General features: G+C 35.3%; 19 protein-coding genes and 1 pseudogene. 9 read left to right on the plus strand and 11 right to left on the minus strand.

Annotated elements, in window-relative coordinates:
- The first annotated feature begins 55 nt into the window (after positions 1-55).
- Both glnA and ACFINF_RS04665 read left to right on the plus strand, forming a co-directional pair.
- Positions 56-1,465: a type I glutamate--ammonia ligase gene (gene glnA / locus ACFINF_RS04660; protein WP_375619873.1), complete on the plus strand. Its 1,410-nt coding sequence runs from the start codon at positions 56-58 to the stop codon at positions 1,463-1,465.
- Positions 1,466-1,619: 154 nt separating this feature from the next.
- Entirely contained in the window at positions 1,620-2,165 is a 546-nt protein-coding gene (locus ACFINF_RS04665) for a hypothetical protein (RefSeq protein WP_375619874.1), read from the plus strand.
- Positions 2,166-2,200: 35 nt separating this feature from the next.
- Here the strand turns inward: ACFINF_RS04665 and ACFINF_RS04670 are convergent, their stop codons facing one another.
- On the minus strand, positions 2,201-2,983 hold the full coding sequence (locus ACFINF_RS04670) for an ATP12 family chaperone protein (RefSeq protein ID WP_375619875.1): 783 nt from the start codon (positions 2,981-2,983) through the stop codon (positions 2,201-2,203).
- Positions 2,984-3,666: 683 nt separating this feature from the next.
- Between ACFINF_RS04670 and ACFINF_RS04675 the strand changes: the two genes are divergently transcribed.
- The 4 genes from ACFINF_RS04675 (at position 3,667) to ACFINF_RS04690 (ending at position 7,589) form a co-directional block, all read left to right on the plus strand.
- Positions 3,667-4,194: a prephenate dehydratase domain-containing protein gene (locus ACFINF_RS04675; RefSeq protein ID WP_375619876.1), complete on the plus strand. Its 528-nt coding sequence runs from the start codon at positions 3,667-3,669 to the stop codon at positions 4,192-4,194.
- Entirely contained in the window at positions 4,181-5,386 is a 1,206-nt protein-coding gene (locus ACFINF_RS04680) for a DUF6421 family protein (protein ID WP_375619877.1), read from the plus strand. Before ACFINF_RS04675 ends, ACFINF_RS04680 begins: the two co-directional genes overlap by 14 nt.
- Positions 5,387-5,466: 80 nt before the next feature.
- Positions 5,467-6,327: a DMT family transporter gene (locus ACFINF_RS04685; RefSeq protein ID WP_375619915.1), complete on the plus strand. Its 861-nt coding sequence runs from the start codon at positions 5,467-5,469 to the stop codon at positions 6,325-6,327.
- Positions 6,324-7,589, plus strand: a complete 1,266-nt coding sequence (locus ACFINF_RS04690; protein ID WP_375619878.1) for an acetyl-CoA carboxylase biotin carboxylase subunit family protein — start codon at positions 6,324-6,326, stop codon at positions 7,587-7,589. Before ACFINF_RS04685 ends, ACFINF_RS04690 begins: the two co-directional genes overlap by 4 nt.
- A 966-nt stretch (positions 7,590-8,555) precedes the next feature.
- On the opposite strand, the gene ACFINF_RS04695 is transcribed toward ACFINF_RS04690, so the two are convergent.
- The 10 genes and pseudogenes from ACFINF_RS04695 to ACFINF_RS04740 form a co-directional block, all read right to left on the minus strand.
- Positions 8,556-11,303 (minus strand): autotransporter outer membrane beta-barrel domain-containing protein, encoded by a 2,748-nt coding sequence (locus ACFINF_RS04695; RefSeq protein WP_375619879.1) that lies wholly within the window; start codon positions 11,301-11,303, stop codon positions 8,556-8,558.
- Between the two features lie 1,019 nt (positions 11,304-12,322).
- Complete coding sequence (locus tag ACFINF_RS04700; RefSeq protein ID WP_375619880.1) at positions 12,323-12,772, minus strand: hypothetical protein; 450 nt, start codon at positions 12,770-12,772, stop codon at positions 12,323-12,325.
- A 148-nt stretch (positions 12,773-12,920) separates the two neighbouring features.
- Positions 12,921-13,322 (minus strand): hypothetical protein, encoded by a 402-nt coding sequence (locus tag ACFINF_RS04705; protein ID WP_375619881.1) that lies wholly within the window; start codon positions 13,320-13,322, stop codon positions 12,921-12,923.
- Positions 13,323-13,687: 365 nt separating this feature from the next.
- Positions 13,688-14,089 (minus strand): annotated as a pseudogene (locus ACFINF_RS04710) (hypothetical protein).
- A 281-nt stretch (positions 14,090-14,370) separates the two neighbouring features.
- The gene (locus ACFINF_RS04715; RefSeq protein ID WP_375619882.1) at positions 14,371-14,535 is read right to left on the minus strand and encodes a hypothetical protein; all 165 of its coding nucleotides are present in this window, start codon (positions 14,533-14,535) and stop codon (positions 14,371-14,373) included.
- 589 nt (positions 14,536-15,124) lie between these two features.
- A complete protein-coding gene (locus tag ACFINF_RS04720; RefSeq protein ID WP_375619883.1) occupies positions 15,125-15,346 on the minus strand; it encodes a hypothetical protein in 222 nt (73 codons plus the stop codon).
- Between the two features lie 964 nt (positions 15,347-16,310).
- Positions 16,311-17,687 (minus strand): amino acid permease, encoded by a 1,377-nt coding sequence (locus tag ACFINF_RS04725; protein ID WP_375619884.1) that lies wholly within the window; start codon positions 17,685-17,687, stop codon positions 16,311-16,313.
- A gap of 928 nt (positions 17,688-18,615) precedes the next feature.
- Positions 18,616-18,861 (minus strand): hypothetical protein, encoded by a 246-nt coding sequence (locus tag ACFINF_RS04730; RefSeq protein ID WP_375619885.1) that lies wholly within the window; start codon positions 18,859-18,861, stop codon positions 18,616-18,618.
- A gap of 469 nt (positions 18,862-19,330) precedes the next feature.
- Positions 19,331-20,869 (minus strand): histidine ammonia-lyase, encoded by a 1,539-nt coding sequence (hutH, locus tag ACFINF_RS04735; protein ID WP_375619886.1) that lies wholly within the window; start codon positions 20,867-20,869, stop codon positions 19,331-19,333.
- A gap of 1,305 nt (positions 20,870-22,174) precedes the next feature.
- Positions 22,175-22,987 carry a class I SAM-dependent methyltransferase gene (locus tag ACFINF_RS04740; protein WP_375619887.1) on the minus strand — a complete coding sequence of 271 codons (813 nt, stop codon included), beginning with the start codon at positions 22,985-22,987 and terminating at the stop codon, positions 22,175-22,177.
- Between the two features lie 388 nt (positions 22,988-23,375).
- Between ACFINF_RS04740 and ACFINF_RS04745 the strand changes: the two genes are divergently transcribed.
- The 3 genes from ACFINF_RS04745 to lipB all read left to right on the plus strand — a co-directional run bounded on the left by ACFINF_RS04745 (position 23,376) and on the right by lipB (position 25,707).
- Positions 23,376-24,002 (plus strand): LemA family protein, encoded by a 627-nt coding sequence (locus ACFINF_RS04745; protein WP_375619888.1) that lies wholly within the window; start codon positions 23,376-23,378, stop codon positions 24,000-24,002.
- Positions 24,002-24,853 (plus strand): TPM domain-containing protein, encoded by an 852-nt coding sequence (locus ACFINF_RS04750; protein ID WP_375619889.1) that lies wholly within the window; start codon positions 24,002-24,004, stop codon positions 24,851-24,853. Before ACFINF_RS04745 ends, ACFINF_RS04750 begins: the two co-directional genes overlap by 1 nt.
- A gap of 116 nt (positions 24,854-24,969) precedes the next feature.
- Positions 24,970-25,707 carry a lipoyl(octanoyl) transferase LipB gene (gene lipB, locus ACFINF_RS04755; protein WP_375619890.1) on the plus strand — a complete coding sequence of 246 codons (738 nt, stop codon included), beginning with the start codon at positions 24,970-24,972 and terminating at the stop codon, positions 25,705-25,707.
- Positions 25,708-25,726 lie beyond the last annotated feature (19 nt).

Here is a 25,726-nt window from a genome sequence, read left to right on the forward strand (position 1 = left end):
TAACGAGAAAATTCACTTTTTTATCCACCTCAACGCCATATTAAGGAAATTGAATATGACAACCGCATCAGATATTATCAAACAGATTACAAACAACGAAATCCGTTTTGTTGATTTACGTTTTACTGATCCACGAGGAAAATTGCATCATATTACAATGGATATCGCAGAAATCAGCGAGGATACTTTTAGTGATGGTGTCATGTTTGATGGTTCTTCAATTGCTGGTTGGAAAACAATTAATGAATCTGACATGGTTTTAATGCCAGATCCAGAAACAGCACATATTGATCCTTTTTTTGCTCAATCTACTTTGGTCATATTTTGTAATGTACTTGATCCTGTCTCTGGTGAATTTTATCGTAGAGATCCTCGTTCTATCGCCAAAAGGGCTGAGGTTTATATGAAATCTTTAGGCATTGGAGATACAATCAATGTAGGTCCAGAAGCAGAGTTTTTTATCTTTGATGATGTGCGCTATAAAACGGATCCTTACAACACAGGATTTAAACTCGATTCAAGTGAACTTCCCTCCAATGATGATACGGAATATGAAACAGGCAATCTAGGGCATCGCCCACGAATAAAGGGAGGCTACCTTCCTGTTCCGCCGATTGATTCCTGCCAAGATATGCGTTCTGAAATGCTCACAGCACTCAAAGATATGGGCGTACAGGTCGAAAAACACCATCACGAAGTAGCAGCAGGCCAACATGAATTGGGTATTCGTTTTGATACACTCGTTCGCGAGGCTGACAAGATGCAAATTTTTAAATATGTTGTACATCAAATAGCAAACAGTTACGGGAAAACAGCAACCTTCATGCCAAAACCAGTTTTTGGTGATAACGGTTCTGGAATGCATGTCCACATCTCCATTTGGAAAGATGGCAAACCCATTTTTGCAGGAAATGAATATGCCGGACTATCAGAAACCTGTTTATTTTTTATCGGTGGTGTTATTAAGCACGCAAAAGCAATCAATGCTTTTACAAACCCATCCACAAACTCCTATAAACGTTTGGTTCCTGGTTATGAAGCTCCTGTTCTTCTTGCCTATTCAGCACGTAATCGTTCTGCATCTTGCCGTATTCCAATGAGCTCCTCACCAAATTCAAAACGCGTAGAAATTCGTTTTCCAGACCCAACAGCAAATCCCTATTTGGCATTTGCAGCCCTTTTAATGGCTGGTCTTGATGGCATCAAAAACAAAATTCATCCCGGACATGCTATGGATAAAGATCTTTATGATCTTCCCTTAAAAGAACTCAAAGAAATCCCTACTGTTTCAGGAAGTCTGCGTGAAGCGCTTGAAGCACTTGATAAAGATCGTGGCTTTCTTAAAGCCGGCGACGTTTTTGACGATGATCAGATTAATTCCTTCATTCAAGTAAAGATGCAAGAAGTCTTGCGCTACGAAACAACACCCCATCCTGTTGAATTTGATATGTACTATTCTGTTTAAACAATCAATACGCATTCTTTTGATTTTTAAAATGGAGGCAAAAGCCTCCATTTTTGTGGATATTCTTCTCATGCAAAAGCGCAAGAGGCTTTTGCTCATCTGCTTTTCCTTTATAATGTGTTGAATCTCTTCAAATGAATTAACAAGGTTTCTAATGCCGCGAATTTGTTTTCTCGTTCCCGTTCTTTTATGCATTGTCTTTATCACATCAACAACTCAAGCACATACAATAACCAATCAAAAACTCACTGCCCTTGAAAAAGCGACATCCGCTTATAGTAAAGCACTTAAAAATGCCGATGCAAATGCCATCTTAAATGCTATTCCTCCCCAAATCATCAACCGCTTAACCGCCAAAAAAAATCTTAGTCAATCACAATTTCGACAAATCATGAAAAGCCAAATAGAACGGTTGGCAGAAAGTTACAAGATTGAAACAATAAACATTGACCAAAAACAAAAACGTGAAGGTATACTTGATAATGGCACCCCTTATTTTGTTATACCCGTGGAACTTGTAACCACAACAAATGCTGGAAAAAAATGCTCTATTCAAACTGAAATTATTGCCCTATTTCACGATAACCAATGGTATTTTATCCGTGGGAATGACGAAGCGCTCTTAAACATAACCAATGAACTATTTCCTGGACTTGAAAAAGTAAAAACCAATCCTCAAAAAGTCACCAAAATACTCTGAGCAAAAAGAATGCACGTAAATAAAAAATTTAACCCCTATAAACAAGTTGTAGCAATTGTAGCAGCAGCCTTAAATTCAACTTTTTTATGAGCACGACGCACCATTGTTTCTTTATCTATTCCCCATTGTTCCATCATCCAATCTTCATCTAAATGGGCAATAGACCAAGCATGATCAGCATCAATGTTTCCCGCAGCAACAGCAAGAGCAATAAGAGCAGATCCCGTTAAGGTTGTCATCATATGAAGAGCAGCAAGCATATAAGGAGACTCAACGCTACGTAAATAATGACTCACAGCTTGAAGTGCTTCTGGTGATTGTTCCACATGCATCAGCCCTTCTGTCAAATAAAACCTTGCACCCAGTTTTTTTTCTGCCCAATCTAATAAAGGATCCCATTGCTCAGATTGTTTTTGCACCAACTCTTTAGGAGTCTGTGCACGATAAAAGATCATATCACATGCAACGAAACGCAATAAATCTTCAAAAACCACCTGCATATCATCAGCAATACCATCAATAACAGTATTAACCAAACGCGTCATCGGCATTTTTGCAGGATCAACAACGTGCTTTTGGTTCTCAAATTCCTGAGCAACGTACTTAGCAAACACTTCTGTTGGCACATGAAAATGACGCCTTGCGGGCGTTTTTACGGGACGTCCATCCAACAAAATCGTAAAGCCGACCTCCTCACACGCAATCTTCACTTGCTTATAAAACCGTTTTGGATGTGATTGGCATGTAAGATTTTGAATCTTTTGAACAGAACTCTTCTTATTCAATGGCATATCAAAATGATCCAAAATCTCACGCATATTGTTTACCTCTGATCTTTTCAAAAAAACGACTGTTTCTTTAGGTTCTGTAGCTTCAATAAGGTTTAATCTGACCTTCTTAACGATTCCAAAGAAGAAAAAAGACTTTACCACCCCCCACTCTAAAATTTAAGAGTTATATTTCATGTTTCTTTTACAAACAAGACAATGATGATTGCCTTTTATATATTCAATACAATCATAATAGTAAAGCAATTTTTAAAAGTATTATCTTAATTAAGATAATTAAATATATTGAGTTTTATAGCAAAGATGTTCACGCCTTACCAATTTGCTTATTATTCACCTATAATAGTATTATCAATATGAACAGATTCAAAAACGCTTCTCATCCAAAAAATGATAGAGCAGTACGGTTTACGTGTCATTCACCTTCGCTTAACCATTCCAATCATTCGTCTAACATATCCAATAAATACCCTGCATAGAATTTTTCTGCTCAATTACTCCCCTAAACGACGCTGTTTTACGGCATGATAGAATAATGAAAAGACAAAATTTATCGCAAATTTGTTTTCACATATACATATATTTTGTAAAGCACTAAATTACTTAACGTATTGTTCTTGATATACTCTACATATTGCACTAGTTTAAATTTAGGCACATAATTAAAAGAATAGAGATCATACAATCTGAGAATAATACTTTTATCTATACACTTGGCCCTGCAGATACTAACTTACACAGCTGCAGCACAGTGGTGGCTTGACAATCACAATCAAAATATTTCTTCCACTGATTTAGAATCACGTATTATCTTATACGCAACTCTTGAAGAAGCATTTAATGAACTTGCTCAGAAAAAGGATGGATATCTCTTAAGCTGTGCTGCTTACCCTGATTTGCATACACTCATATTCACCCGTTTAGGTGATATGCAATTATTTGACAGCTTTATCATGCCTACTCACTCTATGGTTTTAGCTAAACGCAATAACATTGATGAAATTAAAACCGTAGCGACTCATCCTGCCCCGCAATCTCTGGTAGCTCATCAATATGACAAAGTATTTGCCAACAGCAATGCTGATGCAGCCGTTCTTTGTAAGGCTGAAAGAGCCGATGCTTGTATCACAACATCGGTTGCGGCAAATCGCTATAGGCTGAGTATTGTCGAAAATTTTGGACAAGTGCCAATGGCCTTTTTGCTCCACTCACTAAAGTCAACTCATCATGAAAAAATCTGAAGCGCTTCTTTCCATTGTTAACTTAGTTGACAAATTCCGTATGCGCCAAGAACGAGATGGAAGCATTAAAGAACCAACTTCAGCAGATAATAATATGATCAATGAATTGATCACTCTGCTGAACCACCATGCCAATATTCTTGACGGATTATCTCCAAAACTTTTAGCGACCATTTCTGATGATCTTCATCAGTGGATGATCAGCGGTTTAACGACCCCTCCTCAATTTGATAACACTTTGGCTGCTTTCAAAGCCCCATTACCAGATGCGCCCTTGTTTTTCTTGGCTCCAATGCGTGCAACAAATGGACCTGATCCAGAAGGATTCCGGCTGGAATTAGTTACAGGATATCGTCATGAAACGGCCTATCTTGCTGACGCCTCAAAATATACAAATAATTATGTATCACCATTTCAATGTATAAAAATGGGAATAGCATCAAGAGGTTTTTTAGAAGGCAATTGCATTGTTCTATTCCCAGAATCTGTAGCGGCTGCTCAAAAAATTGATAAGCAAGCATTTGCTTTGTTTTTTTTCAGTAAATTCTTTGATATTTACAACAAGCAAACAATTGTGGAAGCTGAACGTTTACTCGGTCGAGATAGTAAATTCCTGTTCGGTCAATTGCATAGTCGTAACTTATCTAAAGAAGACATTTACGATGCTCGCTGTTTGTGGGGCTATTATCATGACTATGCACATCATACCGGACCGCGGCCATTAGATAAAAATCTGTATATAAAATTAAATTGGTTTACAGGTCTTCTAGAAGAAACTAAAGTTGATTTAATTACAGTGCGTATTATGCTACAAAATCATCCAAAATTTTGGAAAGAAATAACTGAATTTGTCCTATTAGAACGCATATTTCGTTATCCACAAGATTCTGATCAGCATATGACATTCGATGCTGGTACAGGGATCTTGCTTTTTGAAATATTGACGCGGAACAAAGCATTGATTGAAACAAATCAAGGTTATCTTCAATTTGATTTGGAGCGTCTTGAAAAAGTAATAATATTGATGATAGCAGATATAGAAGCACTTGAAGCATTAGATGATGACGCTTATTTGGCAGGAGCTAGGGATTATATCCAAAATAATCTTGGTAAGCCGCAAACTTCACAGTCACGATTTAATTTTTCAACATCATCTTATGCACAGCGAGTGATTAGAGGATTAAATCATTGAGTTTTATAAAAGGACGATTACTATTATTTACTTTTGCCATTCTAGCATTGTTTTCCATAAGTTGGTTATTATCTAAGAATTTGGTTAGCAATATACCCGTCTTGCATGCGGTTGGACTTAGGTTGTTTGCCACCGCTGCCACCTTATGGCTGATTGCAATATTTCGTGAGAAAGCTGTTTTCAGATCCCTACCATTGCTTTCCATGATACCTTCTTTTTTAATTCTCTCAGTGTTAGGATTCTCCCTGTATTTTGTATGCAGCTTTGGTGCATTAAAATCGCTCAAAGCCAGTGATTTAACCATGGTGCTCGCTACTATTCCAGGAATTACTTATATATTAGGTGCATTGACAAATGTCCTTAAATTCTCATGGCTGAAGCTTAGTGGAGTGATAATTGTCAGTGTAGCAGCTGTGGCATTCAATATAAACAGTGGAGAAGGTGGATACAGCCTAATAGGAATAGCTCTTGCCTTAACAGCAGCACTTTCTTATTCTGCTTATGGCTTATTGTCTAAACGTTATCTTAAAAATTTACCTTTGCTCACCTCATTGGCTTGGATCACGACAATTTCTGCAGCATCATTTATGCCATTATTTATTTTTGATCCTGCCCCACTCTTATATCTTAAGTTAGAAGATATATTTAAAATATTGATTTTAGGAACTGTTTGCTCGGCACCAGTTTACGTATTATATCAAAAAGTTTTAGCCGAAGGAGGCGTATTATACGCCAATACTATCGGCGTATTATCCCCTTTTGCAGTGGTTGCATGTGAATGGATAATCGGCTCGAGCCCTTCTCTCAATATTATCAAAATAATTGCTATGATTGTAGTTGTTATAGGGATGACACTCTTATTTATAGATGCATCAAAGGTATCTACATGGCAACAGAAACGTCGTGTCCAAAATTCCAAATTTAATGAGGAAACAAAATGAAAAAACTCGCGTTAGTTTGCCAGCGCAATGCAAAACTACCATTTATATTTGAAGCAGCACAAGCAGCTAATATCGAATTAGTAATGATCTATGATACCGCTGAAAGCGCTCCCTCTCAACACCCCGCAGCAGTCACTTCAACTTGGCAACTTCCTGTTTTTGATAACCCAGAGGCAGCTTTAGACACTTTTGCAACAGGAGCAAAAGAACGCAATATTGCTGGGGTTATGACCCTTCGCGAAGAAGCCATTCTATGGACAGCTTTGGCTGCAAAAAAAATCAATACTCCAAGTATTGAACCAGAAGTAGCAGCATTAACCAGAAATAAATATCTCATGCGTCAAGCTTTTGCTAAAGCAGGCTTAAGAACACCAGGATTCCTTTATATAGATAATCCAGAAGACCTATCACAAGTACATGCCTTAGACTATCCGCTCGTTATTAAACCCGTCTCTGGATGGGCAAGTACAGGCGTCATGTTAGCTAAAAATCCCGCTGAACTTTCTAATCTCATTAAAGCCGTATGGAATGTTCAGCATAAAGACATGGCACGTTTTAATGATAAAAATAAACCTGTAGGTTTAGTCGTAGAACAGTATTTGCCAGGAAAAGAGTTTGTCGTAGAATGCTTTGTTGATACAACAGGTGTACACGTTCTATCCGTTGGAGACAAGGGACAGCCTGAGGGACCATGGTTTGAAGAAACAATTTATCGTCAACGCTGTGATATAGATGATCCTTTAATTATTGCTTTATGTGAGGCTGCATGCTCTGGAGTTAAAGCTCTTGGTATAAATATGGGGGCTGCCCATGTAGAGCTACGCCTAGATGCTAATAATTTACCTTATGTCATTGAGATAGGCGCTCGTATAGGTGGATCGGGTGTCTCCCATTTTATTGTTGAGCAAGGTACAGGGATTTCATTTGCAAAACTATGTATGAATGCCGCTTTAGCTGAAAAAAACTTAGACCTTCCCGATATACTCCCAGCTAAAAAAGTGGCTGCAAATTACATTATTCCTCTTCATGGTTATGGACGGTTTTCTGAATTTTCAGGTCTAGATAAGGTTGCACAGCATCCTCAAACCGCCAGAACTATCATTTTCTTTGAAACCAATCATATTTCACTACCTCCACCAGCATTTGGCGGATATCCTGGTTTTATTTTCTCTGTTCATAACTCAAACGAAGAAGCACACAATTACCATAAATGGCTCGATGACACCTTAAGCATCATATGGAAACACCATGTTTATCAATAGTCCGATAAAGATATTTCTACTGACGCTCAACTTTGATATAAATCTTATCGATATACAAACGAAGTCACAATGAGATTGCCTAAAACTTTGCAAACATTTTTCCATTAAAGATGCATATTTCAAAAAACAGGAATTCAGGAAAATATAATCTACTTTTACACCCCATTTTAATAAAAGCTCTTCAATGTTTCTGTATTGGAAACAATAATAAAAACTTCTAAACGACTTTTTTGATACGCTCAACCTCTTCTCCCCACGTCTCAAAGAAGAAAAAAAGATCTTACCTCCCCCACTTTGATTTAAAACTTATATTTCATATCTATTTAACAAATAAGACATGATCTTGTTTATATATTCAATACAGCCATTAGACCAATTTTTTTAAAGGATTTATTCTTATAAGAACGGAAGATATTGAATTTGATGGTAAAAGTGTTCACGCTTTACCACTTTTCTTATTATCCACCGACAACAATTCAAACGATACAAACAACTTCAAAAACGCTTTTTGCAAAATTTTAAAGCAGAAAAATGCGCATCATCCACGAAACGATAGAGCTGTATATTTTACAAATCCCCTCCTTTGCTTAACAGCAAAAGCTCTTAATCAGCAACCAATATCTCCCTGCCTTTCATAATTGATATCAGCGACCTCAAATGACAGTACTTTACAGCATGATAGGATAATAATGCTACTATTTAAAAAAGCTTATGACGAATACATCCCAAATATTTATAGCCAAAATAACACAAATAGATTTACAGTCTTATTGTCAATTTTTTTGAAGCATTTAAGCATCCCTATCAACCAGATAAAAAATAAATCAACGTGATCCTTTTATACTTATTAAAACTCATGATACCATTATTAAAAGAAGTGATTAAAATTCTGCACCATCAATGCTTTTGACCCCGACAATAAAACAAAACTTTAAAAAGCACATTCATTATTTTTAAAACGATTTATTAAAAATGATAGCGCAAACCACCAGAAAAATGAACTCCAGAAAAACCAGCCTTGGTTAACCTATGCTGATAGCTAAGATCACTGTAAAGTGTAACTTTAGAAGAAAACTGCGCATTAATACCCAAACCTGTTTCTAAAGAAGAACCAAAAGAACCCAACTGGAAAACATCTTTAAAGTGAACAAATTGTTTTTTACCAAAACGATTAGAAAGATGAATATTACCATAAAAACAAATAATATGATCCTTTTCAGATTCTGAAAATGTTTTATTTAAACGCCCACCAATACGCATCAACCATTGACTCATTTTTTTCATCTCAACATCAAATCCATCAATATCACGAAACTTATCAAATTGAAGATGTTGATAAATAAGCTGAATCTGCGGATCAAAAATAAGACCTTCATGTCCTATCATAAACACTTTACCAGCAGAAAACGAAACGTTCAAAGGATTTGCTTTTAATGTCGCCGTCTTCCCCCAAGCATGGGTAAGCACATCCCCTTTAAACAAACCATAAGATAAAAGACCATGTACATAAAAACCAGTGTTGCGTTTCACACTACCGTATGTCGTAAATGACCATTTATTAAACGTACTCTTTTGGCTTTGTTCCACGTTACGAGGTTTTAAGGAAAGCTTTCCATAGGTTCCCATAATCCCAAAAGATGTTGTACTATATGCGTTCTCTATTGTTTTGAGCAAAATGTTTGTTTTTATAGCGTTATAATCAACATTACCATCGTACCCATATTTAAGTGTAGAAAGATCTGAAACATAACGATAACTCCCACCATAACCGTGGACAGATAAAGCAAAATTCCCTTCAACTTTTAATAATTTGCGAGGAATAGACTGCATAACTTGCAATTCTTTTTGTTGATTACTGATATCCATGAGTTCAATATGAAACAAAGCATTTGGTAACAAAAGATAGGTTGGAACTTGTGGAACAACCTCTCTGACCTTTAACTCAGAATGAGGGATAACAGACATTCCCAAAGAAGGCTGAATATACTTACGTTCAAGGCGAAAATCCCAAAAATCTCCATTTCCTTCAACCAATCTTTGAGAAATTTGTGCATTTCCAAGAGTAGAATCTGGACCATAAGCATGAAGATAATATTGGTAAGGCAACCCCTCTAATGCAATATAAGCACGATTTAACTGAAAAGAATCTTCTGCCGCTTTTCCAGAAACCTGAATAAGTGAAATACTATGAGCATTTTCACTGGTTGCTATCTCACCCTGATTTCCTACAACAAATTGCACATAAACTGTCGTTTTTCCAGAAACATCACCATGTATCAAAAGCCGATCAGTCTTTTTATTATCGAGCAAACCATCACTACTGAAATATGTATTGAGATAAATATCTGCCCTATCTTGCGCACTATAAACTTCTTTTTCTCCATTCCCAATATAAAGTGTCTGATACTCCTGAAACATTGGAGTCTCAAAAGCAATAAAACTATCAGAAACTTTCACAAATGAAATAGACGAACTTGTACGGTTTGCAACTTGCAAATCTATCCCTCTTCTTTTTGTCAAAAACCATTTTGATCCCCCTGTCAAATAAAGCTCAGCAATAGAATCATCGGCAACACGAGTCCCTCCTATCAATGAAGAAGAATCAGCCAAAATCGCTACACTCCCCCCTTTTTCAGCTGTTAATAATAAGTCACCAAAAATTTTTGTACCTTCTGTTACTCCAATATAACTACGACTGTTATTACTATGAACGGCTGTTCCATCTGGAACCTCAAAAATCGTCCTTTTCAAAAAGACAAGTCCCTGTTCATACGCATCATTTTTCCCATCCCTCTCAAAATACATACCATGTTTGTTACCTATTGCTTTAATTGTTGAATCTTCAATATTAACCCGCGAAATTAAAATATTTCCTTCCCTGCCGTTATTGGATGGCGTGTTAGAATCTTGTCCAACTGTTAAAACATGAACATCCGTAGAAATAATATTCGTATTTTTTAAATAAACAGAGCCCTGATGTTTTACATTGAAAACTGTATGTGCAATTTTTTCATTTTTATTGTCTTCCGTTTTTTGATATTTTGAAGTAATGGTGACACCATTTAAAATCGCACTCCCCCCTCTCTCCACATAAAGCGCAGCAGCATCATTCACATCAATAAATCCACTTTTCATCTGAATACCCGCATCAGCCCTAACGAAAAGAGCACTCTCTTGACCGATACCCAAACCTTCCACTTTAATTTTTGTATTCGTTAACGTAACAGATGCTCCTCGCTTCTCTGCATAAGCAGCAATCTGAGAAGCCTCAATTGTTCCACGATTAACCTCAATCATTCCACTATCAGCTTTAAGACCTATTGATACATTTTTAAAAGCTGAATCGCTCAAAACAATTTTTCCCCCTTGTGATACAAAAACACCATAAATATCTTCTATACCTGCAGTAGCTTCAACCTCTACACGCATTGCCTGAATAACTGTATTTGGCTCCTGCACTACTATAGCAGCAGGTAACATGAGAGAACTACCCTCCCCATTCTTCTCTTTAACAGGTGCCGTGAATTTATATACTTTATTACTAATTGTATGCTTTGAACCATCACTGCATTCATAAGGTAATTTGTTTTTGTCACATGACAGTGATGTATATGAATGAGAATGTGCCTCAATATTTATATTTAACAAAAAAGAAAAAATAGCTGCTGTAAAAACGCACGAATGCAAGTGATTGTTAGATACCTTGACTATCATTGTTTTTTAAAACTTTCTTTTTTCAACAAAAACAAAAAATGCTGGCAAAAAAAATAAACCACAAATTAAACACAACAAGAATAAAATAAACAAAATTATTTTATTTTTTATGATAAATTACAGAATTTAATAATATGTTTTGTGTTTTATGTAAAGAAAGAACACAAAGTTTTAAAATACCATTTAGGATAACAATCCCTTTAAAGAAGGCATCTCAAAACCCGCTGAAAACTGTAATTACAAAATGCCGAAAAACCAATCTTAAAAAAACGTGAAAAAATGCGAATTTTGAAGAGATATACTATTCAATTTATCTCACCACCGAAAAATAAAAATACAACAAAATGAGAATAACTTTTAAGATTAAACAATTAAAACGTTTTAATAAAACACAGCACAAATAAGATACAGTATACGAAATCTATAACCGCATCATCTCTTCAACCACAACAAAAAAACAAGAAATTGCACACTAATATATAAGCTAATGTACACAATTTCTATATTAAAAATGCTAGATAGCTAACAAAGAAATTTGAATAAATAAAAAACTTCTCCTAATACCCTATCATCAATGATTTGAATTAATTAAGTGTAATACTTTAGAAGATATTATCTCAAAAAATTATCATACAATGAAAAGATATTTATATAAAAATTACTTTCATAATATTTTAGATCTTTTGATAAAATCTAAAATACAGTAAAACACTCACCATCTTGAAATAAAAAAACAAAATAAAATTTCATCAAAATCAGTTCCAAGAAAGCTATCTGTTTATTATCGTTAAAGCAGATATTTTAGCAAAGCTATTATTTGCCATTCTTTATATTGAATAAATTTCTCTAAACAACAACTCACTATCCTCCGCTATCATCATCTGACAATAACACTATTGCTGATCTCGTAGCTGATGAATATAACTACATTGGAAACAAAAGAGCTATATTTCTCTCTTCTCCCGTTTAATATTTTTATTCAATTATTGCTTTACAAATCAACATTCTACTGTTGATGATCACTTGTGCAAAGCTTTTTTTATTTTCTGGCGCTTTTTATCATTTTCAAAACGTAACATCAAATCTCGCTCTTGTTTTGTCGAATTGGTTACACCAAAAGTATCATTGTCCATAACCTGCTGATACCCCGCTACCATTAAATTGACTAAAAATGAATCACTTCGCGGTGCTGATGAAAAATAGATTCCCTTTGAATCTTGTAATTTGTACCGATAACCTGCTTTAGTCATGCACTCATAAACTGCTGCAAAATCACTTGCACGCGAATCCATATTTTCAGAAGAAGCGTAGATTGGTTTCCAACCACATTTTGACAGTGCTTGTTGGACCATAGACTTACTGACACCGGGCTTTTCCCATAATTTCAAGGTAGATGGGGGAGGTTTGCTAATACACCCAGCAGAGCTTAATAAAATTATAGCACTCAATAATTTCAATGTTTTTTTCATTTCCCCCTCGTTCAATATTTACGACAGAAAGTCTGCTAATATTTGCTCACACGCAAGATGACTCTCGTTAGCATATAGATATTAAAGAAACAATCCCCCCATGCAAAAACAAGAATGTAAGGATTTTTGATTACAGCAGTCTCAATACTTAAGGTTGACATTCAGGTTGTTCTTTATGCTCTTCACAATGAGGACTATTCAAACGCCTCTCTACACTTCGTTGAGGAATAACTGCATCAGGCTGACAAATTGGAAGATTTTCATATTTCTCACACCACTTCATTCTTCCCAATTTATCTTGAAAACCTGCTTGAATCATGCATGCATTCACAGACTCCTCGGCATTGAATTTCTCATCAGTACTTATTTCTGTATCAATACGACCATCAAGATTCTGTATTCCACATTCTAACAGAGCTTTTTTTATCTCAAGCTGATCTGCACCGGATTTTTCCCATGCATCTACAGCTGTTCGAGAAGGCTGCTCTGGGTAACATCCAGCCATAACAAATAAGGTTATCCCGCTTAATAATTTTAAAATCTGCTTCATTTTCCTATCCTTGGGTAATTTTGATATTACGAAATAATCTATAAATTATTTTACACGCTGTTTTTTTATTTCCAAAAAAATGATGGACATTATCAACCTTTATTCTTTTTATCTTTCCGAAAATTATACCATTATTATTATATCAAAATACAGTAAAATTATTACTAAAATCATATTCTATCAACGGCATGCTTATAATTATTATCAATATTTTGATTACAACAAAAATAGATATTTTTATATTATTGCGCCTACAGTTGTAGTACCCATAAAATAAATAGCATTGAAATGGTGAATTAAGGACGTCCCCGCACACAGGCATGAGAAACATGAAGGTAGGAATTGTTGATCATCATTAGCAAAAATTAAGGTTGGCATTCAGGTGCGGTTTTATATTTTTTACAAAACGAGCTGTTCAAACGCTTCTTGACACTTCGCTGCGGGATAACAGCACTAGGACGACAAATGGGGAGGTTTTCATCTTTATTAAGTATAACACCAATATAGTCCTCCCCATTTGTAGTGGAATTTTGCTTGGGTCATGCAAGCATCAATGGAAGCCTCTGTATTGATGCTTGACTTTTTATTTTCTGGAAAGACATCATAAGAGGTTAGCATGCCACATTCTAACAGTGCTTTTCCTACCTCAGTAAAGTCTGCTCCAGGCTTCTCTCAAGCACTCAAAACTCCTAGTGGGACTTGTCGATGTTATATCCAGCGATATTTAACAGAATGAGACCACTTAATAATTTTAAGATTTGCTTCATTTTTTTCTCCATAAATAATCTAAATTATCTAAAATCGAATAAATTAGCATAATATGAGGCGCTCCATAGTGCCTTGCACACGTATAACGCGCATGACTATAACAATTCTAGGATCATAGCCGCCTAGCGCTCTCCCCTCCTTTCGCATGGGAATTGCTGGTGGAAATAATACATAGGGAAACTCCAAGGGTACCTTATAAAAAGTAGGTGGATTGTGACTAAATCCTATACCAATAGAGTTAAGTAAATGATTTTGTAGGTAGACATGATCTTTTTCGCTATCATTTACGACATATAATGGATTCTAATGGATTCGCTATCGATAAAGCCTTATCAGCTGTTCCCAAAAGATAGATATCTGTTTTCTTTGCTATATTGTGGATGCCACGCTTTTTAAAGTCACGTAATCCTTTACCTACTGTTATGGCACCTTGGGCTATGTGCACGAACAATCGCTACTGTATTGCCATTTAGTCCGTCAATTAAACCATTGCCGATTTCGTGTTTCACATCCCCATGAGCAAAACATTTTGCTACATCTCTTGTATCTTTTATGGTACCAAGAATGCTCACATTGACAAATCCTGTCACACCAGCAAAGGACTTTTCAGGAATCTCTTGTATCTTAGAGATGTCCTAGTTTTCCGAAAGCGTGATATTATTGCCAGCATCAACGTTGACATCACACTCTGCCGAAACATTTGTCGGGCTTGCATGTTTACATCATGATCAGCAGTAATCTGCACATCTCTGCGCGCTTTAAAATAGGATTGAACAAAGCGATTTCCTATTGATCGCCGGTGTCTTTCGCACTAGCAACCCCAACACTAACAGAAACACCGCTGCTGCTCTTTTCAAACTAAAAGCCAAAGCCTGTGCGCTCCTCCTGTGTACTTGAACTATGATTATTATGACCCACAAACACATTGACATCATGCGCAGCCGAAAGGATAATATCCTCCCTGCAAGATCAAAGTCTACTACACTCACATCTTTTTTCTTGATCGTAATATTGATATTACAGAGAGAAGAGCCTTAATGTTCAAAACTCTCTTCATTTTCTGTCTTTGTTTCGCTCCCGTATATCGAAACAAAATTTTTGCCTGAACCCACATCAAAACCTGTTGCATACGTCTGTGAATGGCTGCTATGATAATCTGTCATGTCAACAATCGTCATACTTTCTCCCATTACATTGATATCTTGACCAAAAATCAGATGAGAAGCAATAATCATAGCATCTCCTTGTACATCCATGTCAACTTTGCCCGTTGCCTCAAGGATAGAGGAAATCGTTATGATGTGCGTTTCAGAGCTATTGGAAGATTTCTCGTGTAAAAAGCCACTTTCCGATGATTGTTTTTGCTGGTCGTAGTGTTCTTGAGCGCCTTTTATAATAATATTGAATAATTTTGCACTACAATACAGCTGCGGAGTGCATTTTGTCCTCCTCCACTTGTGATAAAAATTACCCTCGTATCAATATTATAAAAAATAAGTTTTATACTTGCTCTTTTGATCGCAATAACAACAAGAATCGTAAAACTATCACACGTTCATTGTTCTCTTTAATTTACTCTCCTATGAAATTTTATTGTGATACCTTGCTGCTCTTTATTGAAGTTTTTGCAAACACAATGATACAATGACTTTATTATCCACTATTTTGTACCAATGCCAATCCTCTTTGAGAAAAAAACTTCTCCCTTTTACCCCATAACAACCAAGATATCCTTTTAAAGGATACAGAAGACTCCAACTCTTCTTTTCAAGAAAATACATCAAAAACTTTAACTTCACTTCTAAAAGCAATAGTAGTTTCTTAAACAACAAAATTTAAAAAACCAATTTTTATAAAGAGCTTATAAAACAATAAAAACAATTCTTACAATAACTTCTCTTGTGAAACAGAACTCCATTAATACGTTTAGAAAAAGATATCTGCCTATAATCTTGTATCTAGTAAAATCTATTTGCATTGTTAGGAATTTTAACATGAAAAACTTATATTGTTTGCAGGGCTCACAATCAAAAAACGCCTAATATTTATATGATTTGATCATGACCATAAGCAATGGCTCACAAAAACTTCCAAAGAAAAATAATAACGAGCAGATTTTTTTTCAATCTAAATTGTTCTAATCTTTAGAGAATAACAATCAAACAACTGTTCTCCTGATGACATCAGCTATTTATTTTGAGTTTAATCTCTATTCACATTTTATTGCAGTTTCTTTTGCTTTAAATTATAAAGTTTAAGTGCATAGAAACAAATAACAAGCCAAGCAATCCAACTAAAACCTATAATTAAAACTGGTCGTGTTTCATCAAAATACCATAAGAGAATAAAAATAGAAACCATAAATAAAATAGAAAAAATCGATCCTATTGGCCAAAATGGAATTGGAAATTTTAAACCATTCTGTACTTCTTTAGGCATCTTAATTCGCATAAAAATTTGTGAAAGTAGAATCATCATCCACACAAAAACTGTCGCGAACGTTGCCATTGCAGCAATAAGAAAAAAAAGCTTTTCATGGTAAAAATAATTAAGGACAGCACCAAGAAGAAAAATACCAAAGATCATCAAGATAACAAAAATTGGTATACCATTTTTTGATAAATATTGAAACTTCTTTAAAGCATAACCTTCCTGCGATAAACCATGTATCATGCGACAAGCACCATACATTCCACTATTCATTGCAGAAATAGCCGCTGTAACAACAACAATATTTAAGATATTTGCCGCATATGAAATCCCAAGATTTTCAAAAATGGATACAAAAGGGCTGTCCATAAGACCAATCTCATTCCAAGGATAAAGTGACATTAAAATAGCTAACGTCATGACATAAAAAAGCAAAATACGAACTGGAGTAGAATTAATTGCCTTTGAAATTGTTTGATGAGGGTTTTGAACTTCCATGACTGCCATCCCAATGATTTCTATACCACCAAAAGCAAAGACAACAACACTAAAGCAAGCTAAAAAACCAAACCAACCATTAGGAAAAATACCACCATTCTTCCATAAATTATGAATAGTAACAGTAGAAGAAACTGCACTTTCACCCCAACCACAAAAAATAATTACTATTCCTAAAATAATCATTGCAATGATAGCAATAACTTTAATAGAAGACAGCCAAAACTCTAGTTCACCATATACTTCTACGGCAGCTAAATTAATACCCGTAATAATTAACGTAATACTCAATGCCCATATCCAAGGAGCAACATCAGGATACCAAAACCCCATATAAGTCGCAAAAGCTGTAATATCAGCCAAACCAACAAGAATCATTTCAAATACATATGTCCATCCCGTTAAAAAACCTGCTAATGGCGATATGTAATTTGCCGCATAACGTGCAAAAGAACCAGGTAATGGATTATGAATAATCATCTCTCCTAAAGCCCGCATAACCATAAAAATAGCTAAACCAGCAATACAATAGGCAATCAAAACACTTGGACCCGCAAGCTTAATTGCCTGTGCAGACCCATAAAAAAGACCTGTTCCAATAGCAGAGCCAAGAGCTAAAAAAATAACTTGGCGCTTACTCATACCTCGTTTCAGTTCATTTCGTGCCATTACTTTCCTTCTTTATTGAAATGTTGACGAAAATCCACACCACAATAACAGCTTTATGATAAATAAAGCCTCATGTTTCTCTTTCGAAGATATACTTTAAAAGCATTGAACAATAGCCTTCCAGACGCTCTATCCTAGGCAATGAAAAATACTTTTATTGCGAATGATTCAGCTTTTTATAGCCTAAGTTTTGTATCACTTTATTGAAATTACGTGATAATAAAATTTTTTATAATTGTCATTTAACTCATTTTTATATTTTCTATTTTTCTGCAGAAAATGTGGAATTGAATGCAAGATAATATAAACATTTTATTCATAAGGATAATTTATTGTTTTATATATTGGATTGGCTCCTCAATATCATAAGATTCTCTCTTTTCCAAACCTGTTCATATTGAAGCAATTAAAACTTTTCGTTTACACATTATAAGCGAGATTGATGTGTGAATAAAAAATACGTAAAGAAAGAAATAAAAATGCCTTTTAATAAACTGTCTCAAGTGCAAAAAGCTGTCACAACTCGGAAAATAGATTATCTGATAGTATCAACTCGTATCTTCGTAAAATAAAAATAATGATGCATTATTAATCTTATACATTTCACAAGAGTTTTTAGATTATACCACCCACGGATGCAACCCTGACATGTAAGCTTAAGTATTGAGGAATATTTCCTTAAAACAAACCCGTTAATGCAAAAAACAACACTGTTTTGCATGAGGGGCATATGCTTTCATTCATCATATGTGTTTTTCAAGGCTATAAATAAAAAACTTAAATTGATATCATCATATTCAAGAGGAACATGCGTTAAACTTTCCATTAATACCGTATAAACTTTCTATACTTTTTAGCTTGTCACATCATCATAAATTGCATTCAACACCACGTGCACTCATTTTTTTAACCAATTGATATAGCTTAATCAATGATAATACGAACCTCGCCATTCCTCAAAGGCGTGAGAAATTTTAGCCCCAGCCCATCTTTTAAAAACTCCAGCCGCTTTAAATACAAGCTTTCCAAGCAAAAGAGCAACTGCGGCAAATATCATCTTTTCAACCTTTGGTCCAAAAAGAGAGCGACTATTGTTTTCACTTCTTTGACCTATGAAACATTCATGATCACTCCCCTTGTTACCTGGACAAAAATATCTTTCTCCTGTGCCCATATAGCAACACCTCCCCTCTAGAGACCTTCCTCTCCAAAAATTCGCGTAAGCCTCCACAATTTGCGAAAAACAAACAATAATTGTCATTAAAATACATAATAGACGATTTTTAGATATTTATTTCCTCTTTCTCGTGATTTAAAAGCACAAAAATTATAAACTATCTTTTAAAAAGAGAAATGCTCAATAAAAATATTAATTTTAGTGAGTAATAATAAATATAGTATGCCCATTCATAAACTTATCTAAAATATTTTATATCACAAGACAAGATAAGACAAGATAAGACAAGATAAGATAAGATAAGCGTATTAAAGAGATAATTGTGAGTAAACACAATACATAACAGCCACTAAATGGAAAAATATTTATTAATTATTATAAAGATATATTCATCATATCTCCAATTTTTGTATAAAAAAATCTTATAATTAGCTCTCTCCTTCTCTTTTAAACTCAAAAATAAATATTATTTAGGTTCTAGTGAAGGAAAAATTGTTTCTGGTAAAACAGATAATAAGTGCCCTTCACGCACAAGTATATGCGCTTGATGAAGATCTGGAGCCAGATAGCGATCTTCCTTAAGAGAAGCAACATTTTTGCGCAAACATTCCATAACAGATTGCAAAAAAGCACTTGTTTTTAAAGGTGCACGATATTCAATTCCTTGTGCTGAAACAAGCGTTTCAATGCCAATAAGTGTAAAAAGATTTTCGCTCATTACCAATAACCGACGAGCTCCATGGCAAGCCATTGAAACATGATCTTCTTGATTAGCTGAAGTTGGTGTTGAATCAACGGAAGCAGGATGGGCCATTTGCTTATTTTCAGACATTAAAGCTGCTGCTGTTACTTCAGCAATCATAAAACCTGAATTAAGACCTGCATTATGCGCTAAAAAAGCTGGAAGTCCATAAGAAACTGCTGGATCAACCATCAAAGCAATACGCCGTTGAGAAATAGATCCTATTTCACATAAAGCAAGAGCAATCTGATCAGCAGCAAACGCTACAGGCTCAGCATGAAAATTCCCACCTGATACAACTTCACCATTCCTTAAAATCAATGGATTATCTGTAACAGCATTTGCTTCAATAATCAGTGTTTTTGCTGCTGCTAGCAAAATATCCAAACATGCCCCCATGACCTGTGGCTGGCAACGTATACAATAAGGATCTTGTACACGCTCATCACCACGTAAGTGTGCTGCACGAATTTCTGAATCCTCTACAAGCCTTTCTAATGTTTTCGATACAGCAATCTGCCCATAATGTCCTCGTAAAATATGGATATCAGGATGAAATGGCGCCGTTGATCCCATGATGGCATCTGTCGTCAAAGCCCCTGCCAGCAATCCACCACACAATGCCCGGTAAGCTCGAAAAAGGCCGGCAAGTGCAAGAGCTGTTGATGTTTGAGTCCCATTAATAAGAGCTAGACCTTCCTTTGCCTCTAAAATAATAGGTGACAATCCCGCTTTCTCTAATGCAACCGCTCCACTCATACGAATATTTTGAAAAAATGCTTCTCCTTCTCCCATCATAACAGCCGCCATGTGAGCAAGTGGAGCTAGATCACCTGAAGCACCAACAGACCCTTTTTCAGGGATGACAGGAATGACGCCCTTTGCAAGCATATTTTCCAGCAAATTTACCAATTCTAGACGAACTCCTGAAGCCCCTCTTCCTAAAGAGATAAGCTTTAAGCTCATTATCAAACGCACAATATTTTCAGCTAAAGGCTCTCCTACCCCACAACAATGGGACAAAATAAGATTTCTCTGTAAAACAGCGACATCGTCCGCATCAATTTTAATGGAAGCCAACTTCCCAAAACCAGTATTAATACCGTACACAGGCTTACTTCCAGCAGCAATTTCAGCAATGCGCTGAGCCCCTTTCTCGATAGCTAAATGCGTGTCATTATGAAGTTTACTCACTTCACCATTAAAATAAATAGCTTCAAGTTCACTAAGCGTCACCTCGCTCGGTTTTAGTATAATAGTCATAATTTACTTTCTTTTTTAATCAAAGTGTAATGTTTAGCATTATTGATCCTTCTATAAAACAAAAAAACTATAACGACTCTTTAAAACGAGAATGCTTTCTTAAAGGCATTCCTTACGATGGGGTCATTATCCAAAAGTAGAATAGTTGACGATAAATGAAAATGAAATATTGACAAGCACAACCAAGGTCATGGATTTCAAAAATAGATAACGCATTAATTTATAATCATAATCTAACATTATTTACATTGAATGAGAGAGCCGAACATCTTAAGATTCTCCCATTCTAAATCTGTGTATGTTGAATCAATAAAAAACATTCGCTTGCACATCATAAGCGAGATTGACATATGGATAAAACTGTAAAAAAAGGACTAAAAACTCCTCTTATGAACCGTCTCAAGGGCTGTCGCAACATTGGGAAATAACAAAGTGTGTGATGATGCAGACTTGTTCTTGTGTATGAAGCGTAAAGATGGAGGACTCAATGAATTTATCATTAAGCTATTCCTACTAAACTTATAAAAATCTTAGATAGATAGCTGCCACAATCTATCATGATTGCAAAAATTTAACTCTATAGAAAATTAAAAAACTTATTTAATACATCACAACATAGAAGAAATTAAGCTTATTTGCCACTTCTAAAATTGTATTTAAAGCGCCAGATTGAAACCTGAAAAGCACATCTTCAATAAAACCACACAAGACTCGATCTAACCCGTTATTTAAAATAAAAATAAAAGAAGTTTTCTTATATCAAAAAATTTAATTAACATATTGTTTTTATATTATATCTTTAAAAAAGAGAAATGCTTCATATAACATATTTATATTTTACTTTTTTGCTATATTGAATATGAATTTAGGGATAATTTCAAAAGTAGTTGTTTTTTAAAGGTTCTTCCAAGTCATTACCCTTTTTACTGCAAATTTCTGATTATGATAATTTTGTACTTTTTCAGTTAGTTTTGTTAAAATTTAAGAACTCTCATTTAATAATAAAAAATAATCGTAAAAACAAAGAATTATCAAATATTTCTATTCAATCTACCTCTTCCCCTTTTATAAAATAATCTGTTGTTAAACTACAGTAAAGAAAGCGCTCCGATGCTATAATGCAGTTCATAAATTTTCTATTTAAAACTCTCTCATATCAAGTGAACAATGAAAATAAGATGTCAATTTGAATGCTGAAGAAGAAAAAACTCTCCCTCCTCAAAATCTGCCTTAATAATGCGTTAATCTCCTGAATATCACCTACTCTGATGTGCTAAAAGAGCAAAAGCAATCATCGATATCAGATTATCCTGCATACATATAGAGCTCACTTCGATACAAAAGCTCCAAATTACCTTGCACTTCATATTTCTTTATCAATGTAACCAATTGCCGCAAATATTCTTGCCCATAGCAAGCAATAGCGCGTTGCGCTTGCGTTGAAGAGCGGCTCATTCCAATAAAAGCTTCAGATGGGATCATCATCGTCCAATTGTGCGTATGGAAAAAAATCTTTTCTGGATCTACCCCAAAGCCATCACTCATTTCCTGTAAAAAATCAAATTTACGATAATACCGAGAATAGTTCGAACTCATTTTCTCTAACAATGTCTCATAAGCCTCTAGAAATTCGCTATGCTTGAAATCGCGATTATTTTGAATAACAGCCATGACACCATTGACTCGAAGTTGATCTGAAACAGAACAAAGCAACTTAGGACGATCCATCCACTGAAACGCTTGTGCTGCAATGACAAGATCGACCTCACCAATTTGAGGCAATAGGTCTTCGGCACGACCCTGATACCACTGCACCGTAGGAAATTTTCTTCGCCCCTTCTTAATCATATCTGCCGATACATCGATAGCATGATATTGGTGCTCATTTCCTAAAAATTTAACAATTCCCTCTAATGCGATACCTGTCCCAGCTCCCACATCCACAATGGACAAATGCTTTTTGTTCTTAAAAGGATGGAGCATGGTTTTAAATAAAGTAAGAGGGTAGCGAGGACGATAACGATCATAATCATTAGCCAATCCATCAAACTTTTCACTTTGCCGTTGAACACTTTCTATCACAGGATTTTCCCCTCTTTCACAATTACTACCATACATAATTAAAAAACCCTTTTTTATCCGATGTACTAAGAATAACTTCTAAAGGAGGGAAAATAAGAACTGCCCTTACCGTCTATCTTTCCATAAGATTGATGCTTAAATTTTTCCCGTTTCCTATTGTTATCTGCACGTTGTGAAACACAAAAAATACTACAAAAATAATATAATTTTCTGTAATAATAATTGATATGAATATTATTGATCTTTTATAAGATGACATCTATATAACCATTATTATTTTAATATCAACAAATCACTTAAGCGTGCCTAAAACGCATAGAGTTGTCGATTTGTTGATAAATATACCTGTTTATAAAATTCAAAATACTTTCCACCAAGAAGATAAACCCTATATAATACATAAAATATCTGTGGAGACATCTTTATGTTAAATGTACAAACTTCTTCAATGTTTAAAATATTAAAACAATTTTCAATCGTGATTTTTTTGGCATGGTTAGTCCCATTTTTAAGTGGGTGCGGATTTAATACGATACCAACAAATGAAGAAAAAGCACATGCAGCATGGAGTGAAGTGCTCAATCAATATCAACGTCGTACAGATCTCATCCCCAATCTTGTAGAAACAGTTAAAGCTTACGCAGCTCATGAACAAAGCGTTTTCACAAATGTAATTGAGGCACGTGCCAAAGCAACGCAAGTCAACATTAATGCAGATATGTTGAATAATCCAGAAGTTATGCAGCAATATCTCAAAAATCAAGCAAATTTATCAAGTGCCCTTTCGCGGCTTATGGCTGTCGTCGAAAACTATCCGGATCTTAAAGCAAACCAGAACTTTCTTGCTCTTCAATCACAATTAGAAGGAACAGAAAACCGAATTTCCGTTGCGCGCCGCGATTATATTGAAACAGTACGTGCTTACAATACTGCTCTCAAAACAATGCCGACGATGATTTGGGCAAAGCTATGGTTTCGTGATGCTAAACCTATACCTACTTTTACCATCGATACTGATAGCCAACAAACACCAAAGGTTAATTTTAATTAATGAAAATATTTCAACACTCTATACAACGTCGTACTTTTCTACGTTTATGGGTTCCTTTGAGTATTCTATATTTGATCATTGCATTGGGAAATGTCACTTACGCACACACTAAGTTTCCTCCTTTAACCGGCTATATCAACGATATGGCTCATTTACTTGATCATGCAACACAAAGAAATTTAACGGAAAAGCTAACTACACTGGAAAAGAAAACAGGAGATCAAATCGTTCTTGTGACGCTCCCTACTCTTTCGGGCAATGATATAGAAACATACAGCAATTCTCTTTTTCGTACATGGAGATTAGGCCAAAAACAAATCAATAACGGCATATTAATCGTTATTGCACCAAATGAACGCAAAGCACGTATTGAGGTAGGCTACGGTCTGGAGGGAGAACTAACAGATGCCATTTCCTCTGTCATTATTAATAGCTTCATGATTCCTAATTTTCGTGAAAGAAATTATCAAAAAGGAATTGTCGAATCCGTTCACGCAATTATCAAAGTTATCACACAAAGTGATGCTGATTTTTCTTTTCGAATCAATCAAAAAGCTAAAGCTGTTGAAGAACAACGCAAACAAGCTGAAAAAGAAGAAATGATTATAAATACAACCATCTTTCTCATTCTCTTTATAGTCATTGGTTTGCCCATTCTTGCTATGATTTTTGGTAAAAAAATAGGTCCACGAAAGTATCTTTGGCTAGGTATTGTCTTCACACCTTGGTTTTTAAACTTAAATGCGAGCGGTAGAGGTTCTGGTGGAATCTTTGGTGGACATTCAGGGGGAGGAGGATTCAGAGGTGGTGGTGGATCATCAGGTGGTGGCGGTGCAACAGGAAGATGGTAAAACGAGCATAACGATTTTTTTAATAAAATTCATTGCACTTCTTATGAACTATCTCTTAATTCTTTTTTATTTTTCTGATTATAATACAAACTCAAACATCAAGATAAATATTACCAATGACATTTGAATTAAAACATACAGATCGTAATCGCTTATCACATCATTTTAATGCAATTTTAGGAAATCCACCCGTTGAATGGAAGATAAGTAATCATCTAGTTGAGTATCCTGAAGCTCTGCGTTATATGCAAGAACGTGTAGAAAAAATTCTTGCAAAAACCGCGCATGAACAAGTTTGGCTTCTTGAACACCCTTCCCTTTATACAGCAGGGACGAGTGCAAATAAAAAAGATCTTTTGGCGCCTAATTTATTTCCTGTTTATGAAGCAGGACGTGGAGGTGAATTTACATATCACGGTCCAGGACAGCGTATTGCTTATATCATGCTTGATCTTAAACGCCGAAAACAAGACATCCGTGCTTTCATTAGTGCATTAGAAGAATGGATCATACAGATGCTTGCAAACTTTAATATTAAAGGTGAACGCAGAGAAGATCGCGTTGGTGTCTGGGTTAAACAGTCTCATTGCCCATCAAAACAAAATGATCTTTCTTCCGAAGATAAAATTGCAGCTATTGGCATTCGAGTGCGCAAATGGATAAGTTTTCATGGAGTTTCTATCAATGTTAATCCTAATTTAGCCCATTATTCAGGAATTGTTCCTTGTGGAATTACAAACCACGGTGTAACAAGCTTTCTTGATCTAGGTTACTCTGTAACAATGCATGATATTGATATTGCTCTCAAACACGCTTTTGAACAAATTTTCGGTCCAACAATTGATGTTTCCTAAGTGCATTGATTTTTAAATA

Source organism: Bartonella sp. TS25HLJMH, assembly GCF_042193505.1.
In the GTDB taxonomy this organism is placed as follows: Bacteria; Pseudomonadota; Alphaproteobacteria; order Rhizobiales; family Rhizobiaceae; genus Bartonella; species Bartonella grahamii.